Here is a 16,133-nt window from a genome sequence, read left to right as displayed (position 1 = left end):
TATTTTTATTGGCATTAAGTTGAGGTTCAAGACAAGATATTTATGCGGATAATACTCCAATTCCCCTTTTTCCTACTCATATGTATTCAAACCTTTGGACAGTCAAATCCCTTGATTGTCAAAGACTCGGTGGCTCAAATGGCATGGGTCGAAAATCAATACGCGAACATGTCCCTGCAGGAAAAAGTAGGACAGTTGTTCATGGTAAGCGTTGCATCGAATCAAAGCAAAGCTGCGACCGATAAGGTCAAGGACCTTGTTGAGGAACAAGGTATAGGAGGCGTCATCTTTTTGGTGGGCGGACCGCTACAACAAGCTAAATTGGCCAACGAATATCAATCCGTTTCCAAAGTACCGTTGCTAATCGGTTCCGATGCAGAGTGGGGACTGGCCATGCGTTTGGACTCTACTTATGCATTTCCGTGGAACATGACCTTGGGAGCCATTCGGGATAGTACCATTGTAGAAAAGGTAGGTTATCAGATTGGAAAACATGCCAAGCGTTTGGGCGTACACATTAATTTTGCTCCGGACTTGGATGTGAACAACAACCCACAGAACCCTATTATCGGAAATCGCTCTTTTGGGGAAGACCCTAAAAATGTGGCCCAAAAAGGACGTGCTTTTGTCCGGGGAATGGAAAAGGCCGGCGTGCTTTCAAGTGGCAAGCACTTTCCAGGTCATGGAGATACCGCCACGGATTCCCATAAATCCTTACCTATCATCACCTCTTCCGTGGAACGGTTGGATTCCATAGAACTTTATCCCTTCAAAAAAACAATGGAGGCTGGACTTAGCTCTACCATGGTAGCACATTTGGATGTTCCCAGCTTGGAGAGTAGGGAAGGGCATCCCTCGACCCTGTCCAAAAGTATCGTTACCGGAGTTTTAAAGAACCGGTTAGGTTTTGAAGGTTTGGTTATCACCGATGCTTTGAATATGAAGGCGGTATCCGAATTTGCTCCAGTGGGCAAAGTGGAACTGGAAGCTTTTTTGGCAGGTAACGATTTGCTATTGATGCCCGAGAATGTGCTCAAGGCAAAAGAAACTTTCATCCAGGCATATGGTGAGGGATTGATTACAGAGGAAAGACTGGCAGAATCCGTCAAAAAGATATTAATGGCCAAATACAAAGCTGGTCTGTATAATTATCAACCCGTGAACTTGGAGAATTTGTACGAGGATTTAAACGGAGTTGAGAACGATGTAATCTATGAACAGGCCATTGAAGCGGCCATAACGGTAGCGAAAAACAACTTTTCCTTGATGCCCATCAAAAAATTGGACAACAAGAAAATTGCATACGTACATTTTGGCGATGATTCCGGGAGCACTTTCCATGAATCACTTAACAAATACTATAAGGTAACCCACATCAAAGCCAAGGATATTGCACAATATAAAAAAGACCTCGCCAATTACAACTTGGTCATTATCGGTTTTCATAAAGACAATTCAAGTCCTTGGAAAGGATATAAATTTTCCAAGAACGAACTTTTTTGGATGGAGGAAATCTCCCGCTTGCGAACCAGTAATACCATCTTGGCCCTTTTTGCAAGACCCTATGCTTTGTTGGACGTTCTCAACTTTGATACCATGGATGGCGTAGTGGTAGGGTATCAGAACAGTAAGATAGCTCAAGAAAAGGTGGCAGAGGTGATATTTGGTGCTATAGGAGCCACGGGAAAACTTCCAGTCTCGGCCCATGATGAGTTCCCCGTAGGAACAGGAGTTGCTGTGGAACCCATTCAACGTTTGGGCTACAGTATACCGGAAAGGGTCGGTATGAGTTCGGAATTATTGGCCGAGGTGGACACATTGGTACAGCAGGGATTGGACTCCTTAATGTTTCCAGGTGCACAGGTATTGATTGCCAGAAAAGGAAAGGTTATTTACAATAAGAATTTTGGTCACCCTACTTATGATTCTGAAGAAGGAATATCTGAAGAATCCATTTACGACCTAGCTTCACTGACAAAGATACTTTCTACTTTGCCCATGATCATGAAAATGGAAGAGGAAGGAAAAATAGCTTTGAACGATACATTTAAAGACCTAATCCCAGCGTATGCGGATACCGAGCTCAAAGATGTTTCAGTGCTCAAGGCACTGTCGCATTATGGGCGCCTACCTTCCTGGATAGCTTTTTATTTGGACACTTTGGACAAGGACAGGAAACCATCATCAGAATTTTATAGTCCTAATCCATCCGAGGCATTTCCCTATAAAGTGGCCGAACATTTATATTTGACCAGATCATACAAAGATTCCATTTACAATAGAATTGGAAGACAAAGCCTCAAATCCAATCGATATAGATATAGTGATGTGGGCTACTATGTTTTTAAGGAATATATAGAAAAAACCTACGGTAGGCCCATTGATGAATTGGTCAATGAATTTCTGTACAGGCCCATGGGTTTACAGCGAACAACGTTTAACCCTTTAAAAAAATTTTCCAAGGAAGAGATAGTTCCTTCGGAAGAGGACGACTATTACAGATATCAAACTGTGCAGGGCTATGTCCATGATATGGGTGCGGCCATGCAGGGCGGAGTAGGAGGCCATGCAGGTCTTTTTAGTACAGCCAATGAGGTAGCCAAAATTATGCAGATGTATTTACAGGGAGGTTATTATGGTGGGGAACAGTTTTTTAATGCACGAACGGTAAAACGTTTCAATACTTGCTATTTCTGTAATAAGAACGTACGGAGAGGTGTCGGTTTTGATAAGCCACAGTTGAATGAAAGTGGCCCAACTTGTGGATGTGTCTCCCAAAAGAGTTTTGGACACAGTGGTTTTACAGGCACCTATACTTGGGCAGACCCTGATGAGGAAATCGTTTATGTGTTTTTGTCCAACAGGACCTATCCGTCCGCAACAAACACCTTGCTGATAAAATCGGGGCTGAGGACCCGTATACAGCAGGCCATTTATGATTCCATTATTAATTAGGTATAAAATATTGCCGTAGATTTGTTCTTATGAAAATAGCGATTGTATGTTACCCGACCTTTGGCGGTAGTGGCGTTGTTGCCACGGAATTGGGTATTGCCCTTGCAGAACGGGGGCACGAAGTACACTTTATCACGTACCGTCAGCCTGTTCGATTGGAACTTTTGGGAAACAATATCCATTTTCATGAGGTGCATGTGCCGGAATATCCGTTGTTCCATTACCAACCCTATGAGCTGGCCCTGTCAAGTAAGTTGGTGGACACCATTAAACTATATGATATTGAACTGTTGCACGTGCACTATGCCATTCCACATGCCTATGCTGGATATATGGCAAAAAAAATGCTTCAGGAATATGGGATTTTTATCCCTATGATCACAACGCTCCATGGAACGGACATTACCTTGGTGGGCAAGCACCCTTTTTACAAACCAGCGGTAACGTTCAGTATAAACAAATCCGATGTGGTGACCTCTGTTTCCGAAGCCCTTAAAAGTGAGACTTTAAAACTTTTTGATTTAGAGAAGGAAATCGAGGTGATTCCTAATTTTATAGAAACAACAAAGTACAAAAAGACCTACACCGATTGCCAACGTAGTATGATGGCGAAGGAAAATGAACGCATCATAACACACATAAGTAATTTTAGAAAGGTAAAGCGTATTCCGGACGTCATCAAAATATTCCATCGCATCCAAAAGGAAATGCCAGCTAAACTTATCATGGTGGGTGAAGGCCCGGAAAAGGAAAAAGCAGAAGATTTGTGTGATTCATTGGGAATTAAGGATAAGGTCCTGTTTTTAGGTAACAGCAATGAGATTGACCGTATTCTTTGCTTTTCCGATTTGTTTCTGTTGCCCTCGGAAACTGAAAGTTTTGGTTTGGCGGCATTGGAAGCCATGATCAATAAGGTAGCGATAGTTTCCAGCAATACGGGAGGTATACCAGAAGTTAATATCGATGGTGTATCTGGTTATCTGGCGGATGTTGGCGATGTAGAGACCATGGCAACAAAGGCCATTGAGATTTTGAAGGACGATGAAACCCTCGAAAGGTTCAAGGAAAACGCTTTCAATGTAGCTTCTAAATTCGACATTGTACACATTCTTCCCTTATATGAAGACCTTTATGAAAAGGCATTTAAATCACGTTTTAAAAACACATTTTAATATCAAATACTTTCTCCTCATAGCGTCGATTTGCTTACTTTCCTGCAAGGCTCAAAAGCCTGAAAGCTCCACCGTTGGCGAGCAGATTGATGGTTTGACATTGATCGAGCATCAAAACTTTACCAATATTGATTCTTTTGAAACCCGTGTAATCAGGGATACGAAAACATTGGGCAAATTTTATAAGCAAATCAACAAAACACGTAAACCTGGATTGCCGGTGCCGGTGGTCGACTTTTCCAAGGAAATGTTGATTTTGGTTTGTTTAGGTGAACAGCACGGGGAAAAAACAACGGTTTTATCCAAATTAAAGGAAACGGACCAAGAAATGTTGATAGCCATAGAGGTGCATAACGTTTCCAAAGAAGAAATGTCTATACAACCCATATACTTCCCATTTTATCTCTACAAAATGCCATTGGTCGATAAAACCGTGGTATTCCAAAAGATTGAGGAATAGTCTTTTCAAAATTATTCCTACTTCTTATCGATAAATAACGCACTTGAAAGGGCAAAGTTCCCAGATTGGAACGCTTGGCATAGCTTTGAAAGCATAAACCTCAAATCACTAAGAATGCATATTCTACGTCCTACCATTATAGTGATGGCATTGGCTTGTTTTACTCTTGGAGTTGCTCAAGATATGGAACTCACAAAAAAGGACAGTATTGTTCAGAGTTATTGGATGGTTTCGCTTGGAACCAATGCCGTTGATGACTCCGGAGACGAATTCCGTGAACTTTTTGATGTCCGCTCTGGTTGGAATATTGCTCCTTATCCATCGAGGGTTAGTATAGGGCGTTATTTCAAGAATGGTGTTGGGTTGGAGGCTATCGGATCTCATAACCGATACAGAGAAGGTAAGGTTGTTGACGAACTCACCTTAACGGAGGATATAGATTATTGGGGCTTTGACTTTAGGGTAAGCTATGACCTGAACAAAATATTGGGACATACCGGTTTTTTTGATCCCTATATTGGTATCGGTGCAGGATATACCGACGCGAATAATCAGGGTAGGGGAACCTATAATGGCGTGCTCGGTTTTAAAACTTGGTTTTCGGATCATTGGGGATTGGATTTTAATACTACGGGAAAATGGGCCATGAATACGGAAAATGTTACCAACCATATCCAACATGCCATTGCTGTTGCTTACAGGTTCAAAGTGGAGAAAGCGCTTTCCCGAAAAGGTCAAGAAAAACTGGCGCTTTTACAGGAAATGGAAAAGGAGCAAAAGCGAGTACAAGATTCCATTGCAAGAGCTGATGAAAAAGCTCGTTTGCTTGCAGAGCAATTGCAAAAAGAAAAAGAAGCGGCCGAACTGGCAGCTGCCGAAAAGGCGAAGAAGGAAGCAAAAGAGGCCGAGAGAAATGCGTTACAGACAAGATTGCACCAATTGGGGAACGTATATTTCAAATTCAATTCATCATATTTGACCACAGAGGATAAGGAGCTGTTGGACAAATTGGTCAATATTATGGAAGAAGAACCTAATTTGAACATTAAAGTTACCGCCCATACGGACTCCAGGGGTACGGAAAAATATAATCAATGGCTATCCGAGCGTAGGGCGCAAAGAACAGTCGATTATGTGGTGTCCAAAGGAATCTCAAAGGACAGGATTGTATATGAGGCCTTTGGGGAAACACAATTGGCCAACGAGTGTGCTGATGGGGTTTATTGTACCGAGGAAAAGCATTCAAAAAATAGGAGGTCCGAGTTTTTGATCATTGAATTTTAAAGAAAAGAAAAACCATAAATAAACATTAGCCATGTTATTCAACTCACTCGAGTATTTCATCTTTTTGCCAATAATGTTTGCACTTTATTGGTTTGTCCTCAATAAGAGTTTAAAATTCCAGAATTTCCTTGTTTTGGCGGGTAGCTATTTCTTCTATGGATTATGGGATTGGAGGTTTTTGTTTTTAATTGTTGCCAGCACCATGGTAGACTATTTTGTGGGTATAATGATTCACAAAAGTGAAAATGATAAGCAAAGACAAAAAATATGGTTATGGATAAGCGTTATTTTCAACTTATCCTTGCTCGGTTTCTTTAAGTACTATAACTTTTTTGTGGATTCCTTTATAGATCTATTTGAGGTTATGGGATATTCCATCAAAAGTACTTGGACACTCAAGATTATATTGCCAGTGGGGATTTCCTTCTATACCTTCCAAACGATGTCCTACTCCATGGATATTTATTACAAAAGAATAAAGCCTTGCCACGATTTTCTGTCCTTCGCAACCTTTGTAGCGTTTTTTCCGCAGTTGGTGGCCGGTCCCATCGAGCGGGCTTCCAATTTATTACATCAAATTACGAATAAAAGAACGTTTAACTACGATCAAATAGTAAGCGGGCTCAAACTCATTCTTTGGGGACTTTTTAAAAAGTTGGTGATAGCGGATGGTATAGCACCTATTGTGGACGATATTTTCTTGAACCATGAAACATACCCGGCCTCCACATTGATTCTGGGTGTAACACTGTTCAGTTTTCAGGTCTACGGGGATTTTAGCGGATATTCCGATATAGCCATTGGTACGGCCAAATTGTTCGGCGTGGAATTGATGTCCAATTTCAAGTTCCCTAACTTTTCAAGAAATGTGGCCGAGTATTGGCAAAGGTGGCACATATCGCTATCCACTTGGTTTAGGCACTATGTTTATATCCCGTTGGGAGGGTCGCGCGTGAGTCAGGGAAGGGCAATACGAAATATCTGTATCATATTTTTGGTGAGCGGATTTTGGCACGGGGCCAATTGGACCTTTATATTTTGGGGAGGTTTCCATGCCTTGGCTTACATCCCGGTTTTTTTGATGGGAAGGAATACCATTTACAAGGATAATGTAGTAGGGGATAACTCCCTTTTTCCTTCTTTGACAGAATTGGGCCAATTGGTACTTACTTTTGGAATCGTCACCTTTTCCCGTATCTTTTTTAGATCCGAATCCTTGACAGATTCCTTTAATTTTATTGGGAGGATATTCAGTGATTTTAGTTATGCTCCCTATGAGCATCCCAATGGGTATCGTATGTTGGACTACTTTATCCTTTTGGCCGTATTTGTGCTTTATGAGTATCGGATTCGAAGGGATGAACGGAACCCGTTCCAGTTCAAGTCCAAGGCTGTTCGTTTTTTGGCGTATACCTTGGTGATTTTTACCATGCTATTGTTCTATGACAGTGGTTTTGATAGATCGTTCATTTATTTCCAGTTTTAACCATGAAAAAATTAATACTCAAATTAGGCGTTTATTCATTTCTTATTGTAATCTCTCTAGAGGTATTGGTCAGAATATTTTATCTAGGAGAAGATAAACCATCACGTTTCGTGGATGATAAAAAGGTTGAAAAGTGGATTCCAGGCCAAGTAGGTTATTCCATTACAGGCAACAGAAACCAAAATTTTATAAGATATAACATAAACAGTTCAGGTTTCAATTCCTATCAAGAATTTGAACCCACCAAAGATGGATTTGAAGTCGCTTTAGTTGGGGATTCATTTATTGAAGGGTTCCACCAACCATATAAAATGTCTATAGGGAGAAAGGTGGAACAGAAATTTAAAGATAGGATTAAGGTATTCGAATATGGCTACTCTGGATATGATATGGCCGATCAGTTACATTTGATAGACGCATACAAAGAGGATTTTAGAATGATTGATCGTATTTATATCAAGATGAAATTTTCCAACGATTTAAATCGGGGCGAATACAATGTGCAGAATGAAAGGCTTAAATTAGAATCTCCTTTAAACAAGATTTTCAAGAAAAGTAAATTATTGGTTTATTTTTCCGAAATAGGAGTCTTAAGTTCGGTCAGAACTTGGGTAAGGGAGAAGAAGGATATAATTCAAAACCGAGAGGATAAACCAGATAAAACCATTTCTAATATTAATAAGGATGAGATCTATTTGGAAAATTTCAAGAGTTTGGTGTCTCTTTATGGCTACGATAAGAACAAGACAGTTTTATTAATGGACGAGTCGACTACTTCAAAACTATTTTTGGACTATTTAGACAATAATGGTTTCCAGCACATTGATTTTGGTACTGAAATCAATAATTCACATAGAAAAACAACCCTGGTTTATGACAAACACTGGAACAATTATGGGAGGTCTATTATTGCAGAAATAATCGAATCGGATTTACATAAAGTTTTGGGCGAACCATAACCTGATTTTTATTTGTCTTTTTTGATAGGTATTTTTTTTATTTGGCTAACCTTGGTTTTTGAAAATAAAGAAAGACTTTTTGGAATTCCCATGTTGGACTACATAGGTGTCTGTCTCATTTTTTGGTTTATACACCTTGATTTCCCAATAGGCCAGTGTATTGGTATAGAGATAATCGTTAATAGCTTTTCTAAGCCCTTCTATCTGTTCCACCTCCTTGGGAGTTAACAGCGTTAGCATTTGAAGGTTGGTATGACCATTGACCGCTTCAGTTGAAAAATCAACTTCATCCAAAACTATTTTTTTTGCCTTACCAAAATTAAAGCTTTCCATGAGCTTGTCCCTGAACTCATTCACTTTTTTTGATTTTAGATATTCTTTTAAACGAACCTTCCAGAGTTCAATCTTTCCTACCAACCCTAGGAGCAAACTTCGTTTTGGGGTGATTATCCAATGAGAAAACTGGTAGATATGGTTGCTCCATTTTCTTTTGTAATCCATTCCACCGACACCCATTTCAAATAATCTATATCCATTGGATAGGCACCATTCCAACTGTTTATAGATTTCTACATGTCCTAGGCCAAATTTGCCATAGTCAAGGTCGTATGAGGATACCGAACTGAAAAGAACCGGGCCCAAATGATAGTTCAAGGATATCTCTATGGGTTTGGTTCCATCATAAATAACAAACAACGAGGCCTGTTTGTTTAAGATTTGTTGATAGGTGTTTTGTTTTAGCGCCTCCCATCTCCACATTTCTTTATGGGTCTCCTCGCGTTCTTGGAACCGTTTCTTGATCATATCTCGTAGAGCATCAAAAACGTCATAATAAACCTCCTTTTCAAGTTCTCCATGGTACAGTTTGTATGATATGGGAAAACAGGCTTCCAATCTGTTGACATAGCGTCGAATGATACTCCTTGGTTTCGACTTGAACTGGGAAGATAGGTAGTCATCAATGGAGGAGCAATTGGAGAGATCAATGGAGTACCCCCAATTATGTTGGTCGACGGTCTTGATATTGTATGAAGATTTCGCTTGATCAATGATAAAATAGGACGGAATTAAACGACACGAAAAAGCATATTTTTCCTGTTTTGCCCATGAATATGCATCAAACTGCAAAGAAATGTCCATTATTTTTGAATGGGCAAATTCCATGGGCAAACTCCCCCGTTCGTAAAGGGATTGAAAGATATTTATGTGTTTTACTTTGCTCATGGTCAGGACTCCGATATATTTTTTGTGTAATGGTCGTTTTTATTGCTCAGGAATTGTTTGGTCCTGTATTTCCAGATAAACCATCTTTTGGCCAATTGGTGCACTTGGAGTTTTTTTAGGAATCGGATTCCATAAAAACGAGAGGTGTTCAAGGTCCAAGAAAGTAATGCCTGCAATCTGCTTCCAACATTTTTAGGGTCGTACAAGTCTATTTGTGTATAAGTGTACGAAGTATTTACCCATTTTCTTTTGTGTAAAAAGTCGCCCCGGCCCATATCCACACGGGTGATTCCTTTATCAAAGCACCAAGCCACGGCCCCCATCATAATTTGGTTTCCCGGCCCATATTGGGAGTAGTCAACATCATAAGCGATATTGAAAAGATAAAGGGTGTCTCCATAAACAAAACCGATGCCCAAAGCTATTGGATCATCCGCATCGAACAAGGAAAATATCACGGCCTTTTTTTCTGGAAGCAATTTTCGGAACATTTTTTTGTACAGGGGCAACAAGGGTATTTCATAATTGGATACCTCCTTTTGCTCAAACCGTTTTTCAAGGAACTCTCCCAAGCTTTCAAACAGCATGTCCAACGTTCCTCTTTCGGTTTTTCCATAGTAAGTGACCATGCGGGCAGGAATTTCCTTGAAAAGCTTTTTACCTTGCCTCTTCAGATTTCTGGCCCCTTTTGCATTAAAACGCGACCTGAAATAATCCTCGAAATTATTGTATCTGTTTAATTGAATAAGATAGCCTTGGTATAGGGGGGAAGTAAATCTGTTCCGGGATTCTAGGGATTCCAAAAACCTTACGGGTTGATAGTCGGGTACATCGATTAAGGTGTAAGCCCCATGCTTATCTTGGTTTTCGGCCAATGAAACCTGATATGAGCCATTTTCATCGACCTTGACCGTAAGAACCGGTGTTTCGATATGGGAAGGCCCCAAAAGTATATCAAGAAGAAACCTTGCTCTCATTGGTCTGTGGTTTTGGAAGGAATCAACATAACGTTAGTACATAGTAACGGTCCTTGATATGGATATAGTATTCCTTGGATTTTCCGTTTTTTAGGAACACTTGTATCTGGTCGAAACGGGAACGGTGCTTATATGCAAGTTCAATAATCGGTGCAATCAGTGATTTGTTTTCTTTAAGGTTTATCAGGGCATTTTTATGGATTGTTTTGATAGCTTCCGTTTCTTTAAAAGGCAAAACCACGTAGTTGGCTTTGTCAAGATGATTTACCTTTCTCCTTTTTATTCGGTGTATGATTTTGTCCAACCCCATATATTTTAATTTTTTTACCATGGTATGCCTAAATCGTACACTCGTTAGTCTAACGAAGAACTTTAGCCGGTCCCATAAATTTGAAGCTTCATTTACAAAAACCAGGTTGTTGGCATACGTTCTGTCAGCCCATTTTTCTTTGATGTAGGCATATCCTTTTAGCAAGTCGTATGTGGTATAGCCTTGATTTATGAACCAAGAAATGTTCTGCCACATATCCAACTTTCCCAATCGAAAAACATCATAATCCGGATTGTACGCACTGAGTATGTAAAAGGCCAGTTTATCCTTCATCATGTTGATACGAATGCTTACCGGTTCTCCATTTGCATATATGACGAATAATGTTGCCCGATTTTGCAATAGCATCGGGTACAGATCAGCCTTGATTTGGTCAAGATGCGGCAGTTCATAGTTCTCTTCGTTCTTTTCTTTGAACCTTCGAATCATAAGTGTTCTAAGTTGCTCAAAGATTTCATTGTACCATTTCTTGTCGATGCTGCCTTGAAATACTTCATATCGGATATCAAAACATTCCTCCAAGCGTTTTTTATACCTTCTAAGTGAAGACCGGGTTTTTGGACCAAAATGTTGCTCCATGTATTGGTTCCCATCCAAATATCGCTCAAGCTCGATTACATGCGTATGTTGAGTAATAATGGTATGGGTTGAAAACTTTTTCTGATGTTGATCCAATATCAAATCTACGTAACCGGGCACATCTTGAAGGACAAAGGACCTATTTTCTATCAATAGTGGTTTGGCTGAAGGTTTTTCATAGAGAGGAAGGCCGTTTCTGGAATCCAACACACGTTCAATGACATCAGGAAATTTTTCTTCCGCCAATAGTGATCTTAAAAAGATGATCTTGTTGGATGGTTTATTTCCCATGCTTTTCCGCTCTATTTTTGAAAATGATTTTTCCTAAACTGTTGGGGCATTCCAAAATAATTGTACGTTCATCATCCAAACTGATGTAAAGTTTGAGATGCTCCAGCTGCTCTTTGGAAAGGTACAAAAAGTGATATACGGCTCTTTTACCATAGGGCTGTTTCAAAGAAGCTATTTGAATTCGGGAGAATTTTTCCTTGTCCATTTTTGCCCATTGTTCCTTGTCCAGCTTTTCCAATAGGTATAAGGGCTGAATTCTTTTTTCCTTTCTTTTGGGCAAGAATGGAATTCGGTGGTAAATGGCTCTTAATCTTGACATGAAGGGATAATACATGTCAAATTTTAGGGAGAGCGAGAGCCAAGTTATCAAGGGGCTTACCATAGAAAAAGATCTTGGTTTGGCAACCACTATATGGCAGGCATAGAGATAGGTATGATCCGCAAAACGAAGTTTGTACTCCATATTTTCACGCAAAAGGTCATAGATTTCGAAACCCATCTCAAAACACCATTGTAGTTGGATCATGATATCGATATACCCCAGGTAAAACTTGGAGTAATCAATATTGAAGCCCCTGACATAGCCAAAAACCAATCGTTTCCAGATATAGTTGAAGGAAATATGTATAGGCTCATCACCATGATAAATAACGATCAAGGATGCTTTTTTTTCTCGAATAAGCCCTTTTCCGAGTTCCTTGAATTGGTCCCATTCCGTGAGCGCCATATGGTGCATTTGTTTTTCATTGAAACGGGTGGTGATCATCCGTTTCAAGTTGTTCATCAATTTTTCATAAGTGCGATCCTGTATCTCACCATAATAATATTGATAGTCTATCGGGAACACCTTTTCCAATGTTCTTTTGTAGGCTTTTAACCTCGACACTCTTTTGGGGCTCAATTTACTTTTTAAGAAATGGTCAAGGTTATTGTATTTCTTTAAATCAATATAAGAACCCTCAAAAGTAGCCACTGATTTTTCCAATTTTTTTTGACCGTTTTGAGCAAAAGAAACGTTCAAGTATCCCGGCACATCGGTATAGAGGACATTTTCTCCACTGGATTCCGGCTCATCGTCGGTATTCAGATAGACCCTGCTAGGGTCGTCCTTCAGCGAGATAGATGTTACATGCTCTGCAATAGTGTCTTTTTCGAGCAGCTCTGCTAAAAAGGAAACGTTCTTCATTGTCTGTTTTCTTTTGTATCCATTGGGCCATTGACCTGAAATATCAAAACTTCTTTTTGGGAGATCATTTTTATTTGGTCCCTTTTTTTATAAAACTTCAAGGAATCCATCTGTTCCCGCCTTCGATAGCAATAATCACAAATTGCTCTTTGGATATATTGGCTTTGTATTTCATTGAAATGAACTCTCTTTTCATCAATCCCTACGGTGGTGCTGTCCAAAAGTGTTTTCTGAACCTTGATGTTATTCTTGGAGCTGTCCGTTGATTTTTGGGTATTGATCGATCTAATGGATTTTGTAGCGTGATAGACAAAATAGAAAAGTTTCAATCCAAAGAAAACGGAATGACCCCAAACCCTTGATAAAGCTTCTTTTTTGGAGTAGATGGTTTCTATCAAAAAAGGGTAGGAGGTATCTGCAAACCTACTTTTGTAGCTATACTCTCCTTTCATAAAATCGAACACTTCAAACCCTTCATCAAAGCACCACTTTATGACATTGAGAAGTTCAATATTGCCTAGACTAAATTTGGAATAGGCCGAATCAAAGGTTTTGGTGAATCCATGAACAATTTTTCCCAGTATATAGTTCAGACTTATGGCGATGGGTCTATCCCCATTATAGATGACCGAAATGCAAGCTTCTTTACTACGAACAAGTCCCAAGGTTTTTGCTCGGTATTCCGACAGCATTGGATCGGTATGGTACCGCATGCCCCTTTCTTCAAATCGCTTGGCCTGCATTTGCTCAAAAGCATTGAAGATTATCTGGTATTCTTCTTCTTCAATGGAGCCGTAATAGATTTTGTAGCGAACGGTAAAACATTCATCCAAGAGATTTTGACTTTTGATAAAATGAGACCGTCCCTTTTGAGCAAAGTTCTTTTTTAAGTACTCCTCGTAACTTTCATAGGCCGATAGTTTTATCAAGGAACCAGGGAATGTCTTTACCTTTTTGATGACAATATCTGACCCTAGGTCCAGTTCGGTATTTATATAACTTGGAACACTGGTCAGTACCATGGGCCTTTGTCCATTATTGGAAAGGGTTTTTAGGGGCAAGGCTTTTTGATATGCGAAGTTACCGGTAAATGAATTTCTTATTGAACGATACAATTTGTCCGTCTTTTTTTCAAGAAGGACGAGTTCATGAAAATCGATGTGATTGGATAGTATGTTAAGAATTCTCGGCATAATTAGTGACCCTCACCTGTCATTGAAAATAACCTATTTGCGCCATTTATTTATGGCATATAACCATTTGTCCACTTGTATTAGATTTCCCAAAACCCCCATATTTCTGAACCATTGCAAGATGTTCAGTTCTATTTTTTTTGACTTGGCCCTTATGATGCCCGCCACGGATTTTTTGGAATATACGATTTCGTGGAACAAACGATAACGATGATTGCACCATTTTTCCTTGTAAGGGTTCGTACCCTTGGAAACGTCATAGATGTAGATATTATTGGAGAAACACCATTCCAGCTGGAACTGCATATGGATATCTCCCAAATTGTATGTTGCATAATCAATGTCGTAGGTTTGGATATGACTGAACATTACATGGTCCACAATGTAGTTCAAGGCAATGCATAGGGGCAGTTCATCCTTATATATAACAAACAATTTGGCCTCGTCAGCACGTAACTTGGGTAGTGTAAAACCATACAATTGCTGCCATTGGGAAAGGTCCCTGTTCAGGATTCCTTTTTGATCAAACCTTTTGGACAATAGTTCTTTAAAATGGTCGAATATTTTTTCATATTCTGATTCTGCCAAATCACCGGACAATACCTTGTATTCAATCCCCCCCAAGGATTCTAATTTCTTTTTTTTACTCCTAAGATTTTTGATATTGCGTTTACTGAGTTGGTTGTTCAAATACTCCGAAAGGTTCTGGAAAGGAAACAAGTTGACCAAATGTCCATTATATTGTGGCACACCGATGATACCCCAATCCATGGGAACATGTTTCTGAAAATCAAGATAGTCAGGTATATCCTTGATCATATAAAAATGCCTCCCTTGTTCTTGATAGATTGAAGGGGCAAACGATAAATAGCGGTTCACAAGCAGGTTCCGAACATTCCCTTGGTGTACGGCATGCAGGGTTTTGTTCAGATATAACTGAAACAGGCAATGGTCGGTATAGTGCTTGGGAAGGCCAGTCATTGCTCAACTTTTCACTTAGGTTTGTGTCCCAATTTATAGCGTATTTTATGTAAGCCTTTATGAATTCCTTGTCTACGGGCCCAATACTTAAGTTTGAACTTTGTAGCCAATAGTTGGGCAAGCCCCCAGCTTATCAAGCTCTTGGGATTGTACCAAATATGATAATTCAGGAAATAGGAACGATTGCTCCACCTCTCCTTATAATCAAAATGACCTTTGGAAAAGTCTAAAACCTTAAAATTGTTTTTAATGCACCAATCTATTTGTTCAACTATACTGAGACTGCCTATCCTATACTCTGAAAAATCGATGTCAAAAACCCGTATGACGTCATAGGCATGGTCCTTTGAAAAATTGAGTAGTGTAATGGCTATTGGATTGCCCTGAACAGAGCCAACAAATAAACCTGCTTCATTGTTGCGCATCATTGGCAAGGTAACATCCTTGAAAAACGACCATTCTTTTGGGTCCAGATTGTTGTTCACTATCTGTTTTTCATCGAACCTGCGTACAAGAAGGTCATGGAATTTTTCAAAAAGGTCGTCATATTCTTTTTCTGGTACATCGCCCCATATCATCTGGTATTCCACTGAATACTTTTTCTTCAACTTATTTCCGTAATTCCTCAACTTGGACCGGCTCCGTGAGCTTAGGTTGCTTGTGAGGTATCCTTCGGCGGACCCTTCATTGGCCAAATCACAAATATAACCTTCGTATTGTGGTATAGAAATCAATCGGAGTCCATTTGGTATTTGTTCCCTGCGGAATCCAAAATCCGGAACATCATAAATAAGATAGACCTTATTGTCATTTGCAATGGGCATGGTTGAGGGATTGACACAATAATGGATCCCTTTAGTGTTTGTGGCCCCTACATTGTTATATACGGGAAGTCTTCCCTTTTTATAAAATGATATGCCTTCAAAACTATCACAATTCATGGTGTCCAAACCTCTTGCAAAGTGCTGTGACCAAATGGATGTGAAGGTATCCGAGGTATACGGACCATCAGGTGGTGGGGGAATTATATGTTTTTTTTCACTTGTCAAGCAGAT

At 39.7% G+C, this 16,133-nt stretch carries 13 protein-coding genes; 6 read left to right on the top strand and 7 right to left on the bottom strand.

The annotated features are described in order from the left end of the window. Positions 1 to 42 precede the first annotated feature (42 nt). From J0656_RS04795 to J0656_RS04770, 6 genes are all read left to right on the top strand, one after another. Positions 43 to 2,955 (top strand): serine hydrolase domain-containing protein, encoded by a 2,913-nt coding sequence (locus J0656_RS04795; protein ID WP_207031923.1) that lies wholly within the window; start codon positions 43 to 45, stop codon positions 2,953 to 2,955. Positions 2,956 to 2,984: 29 nt separating this feature from the next. Further along, positions 2,985 to 4,127, top strand: a complete 1,143-nt coding sequence (bshA, locus tag J0656_RS04790) for an N-acetyl-alpha-D-glucosaminyl L-malate synthase BshA (protein WP_207031922.1) — start codon at positions 2,985 to 2,987, stop codon at positions 4,125 to 4,127. After that, positions 4,087 to 4,587: a hypothetical protein gene (locus tag J0656_RS04785; protein WP_207031921.1), complete on the top strand. Its 501-nt coding sequence runs from the start codon at positions 4,087 to 4,089 to the stop codon at positions 4,585 to 4,587. Before bshA ends, J0656_RS04785 begins: the two co-directional genes overlap by 41 nt. Before the next feature lie 114 nt (positions 4,588 to 4,701). Further along, positions 4,702 to 5,871, top strand: a complete 1,170-nt coding sequence (locus J0656_RS04780; protein ID WP_237688847.1) for an OmpA family protein — start codon at positions 4,702 to 4,704, stop codon at positions 5,869 to 5,871. 31 nt (positions 5,872 to 5,902) lie between these two features. After that, complete coding sequence (locus tag J0656_RS04775) at positions 5,903 to 7,357, top strand: MBOAT family O-acyltransferase (protein WP_207031919.1); 1,455 nt, start codon at positions 5,903 to 5,905, stop codon at positions 7,355 to 7,357. Between the two features lie 2 nt (positions 7,358 to 7,359). Further along, entirely contained in the window at positions 7,360 to 8,316 is a 957-nt protein-coding gene (locus J0656_RS04770; RefSeq protein ID WP_207031917.1) for a hypothetical protein, read from the top strand. Between the two features lie 45 nt (positions 8,317 to 8,361). Here the strand turns inward: J0656_RS04770 and J0656_RS04765 are convergent, their stop codons facing one another. From J0656_RS04765 to J0656_RS04735, 7 genes are read right to left on the bottom strand one after another with little or no spacing between them, the layout of a single operon-like run. Beyond that, positions 8,362 to 9,540: a GNAT family N-acetyltransferase gene (locus J0656_RS04765; protein ID WP_207031915.1), complete on the bottom strand. Its 1,179-nt coding sequence runs from the start codon at positions 9,538 to 9,540 to the stop codon at positions 8,362 to 8,364. A gap of 2 nt (positions 9,541 to 9,542) precedes the next feature. Then, positions 9,543 to 10,517: a GNAT family N-acetyltransferase gene (locus tag J0656_RS04760; protein WP_207031913.1), complete on the bottom strand. Its 975-nt coding sequence runs from the start codon at positions 10,515 to 10,517 to the stop codon at positions 9,543 to 9,545. 22 nt (positions 10,518 to 10,539) lie between these two features. Beyond that, the gene (locus J0656_RS04755; protein WP_207031912.1) at positions 10,540 to 11,718 is read right to left on the bottom strand and encodes a GNAT family N-acetyltransferase; all 1,179 of its coding nucleotides are present in this window, start codon (positions 11,716 to 11,718) and stop codon (positions 10,540 to 10,542) included. Beyond that, positions 11,708 to 12,904, bottom strand: a complete 1,197-nt coding sequence (locus J0656_RS04750; RefSeq protein WP_207031911.1) for a GNAT family N-acetyltransferase — start codon at positions 12,902 to 12,904, stop codon at positions 11,708 to 11,710. The genes J0656_RS04755 and J0656_RS04750 overlap by 11 nt, the downstream gene beginning before the upstream one ends. Further along, positions 12,901 to 14,097, bottom strand: coding sequence for a GNAT family N-acetyltransferase (locus J0656_RS04745; RefSeq protein ID WP_207031910.1), 1,197 nt, complete (start codon positions 14,095 to 14,097; stop codon positions 12,901 to 12,903). Before J0656_RS04745 ends, J0656_RS04750 begins: the two co-directional genes overlap by 4 nt. A 33-nt stretch (positions 14,098 to 14,130) precedes the next feature. Beyond that, positions 14,131 to 15,078: a GNAT family N-acetyltransferase gene (locus J0656_RS04740; RefSeq protein WP_207031909.1), complete on the bottom strand. Its 948-nt coding sequence runs from the start codon at positions 15,076 to 15,078 to the stop codon at positions 14,131 to 14,133. Positions 15,079 to 15,089: 11 nt separating this feature from the next. After that, positions 15,090 to 16,127: a GNAT family N-acetyltransferase gene (locus J0656_RS04735; RefSeq protein ID WP_207031908.1), complete on the bottom strand. Its 1,038-nt coding sequence runs from the start codon at positions 16,125 to 16,127 to the stop codon at positions 15,090 to 15,092. Between the last annotated feature and the right edge of the window lie 6 nt (positions 16,128 to 16,133).

It is taken from the genome of Flagellimonas aurea (genome assembly GCF_017313785.1).
Classification (GTDB): Bacteria; Bacteroidota; Bacteroidia; order Flavobacteriales; family Flavobacteriaceae; genus Flagellimonas; species Flagellimonas aurea.
The sequence above is the reverse complement of the archived record's forward strand: the minus strand, read 5'-3'. Positions and strand labels throughout refer to the sequence as shown.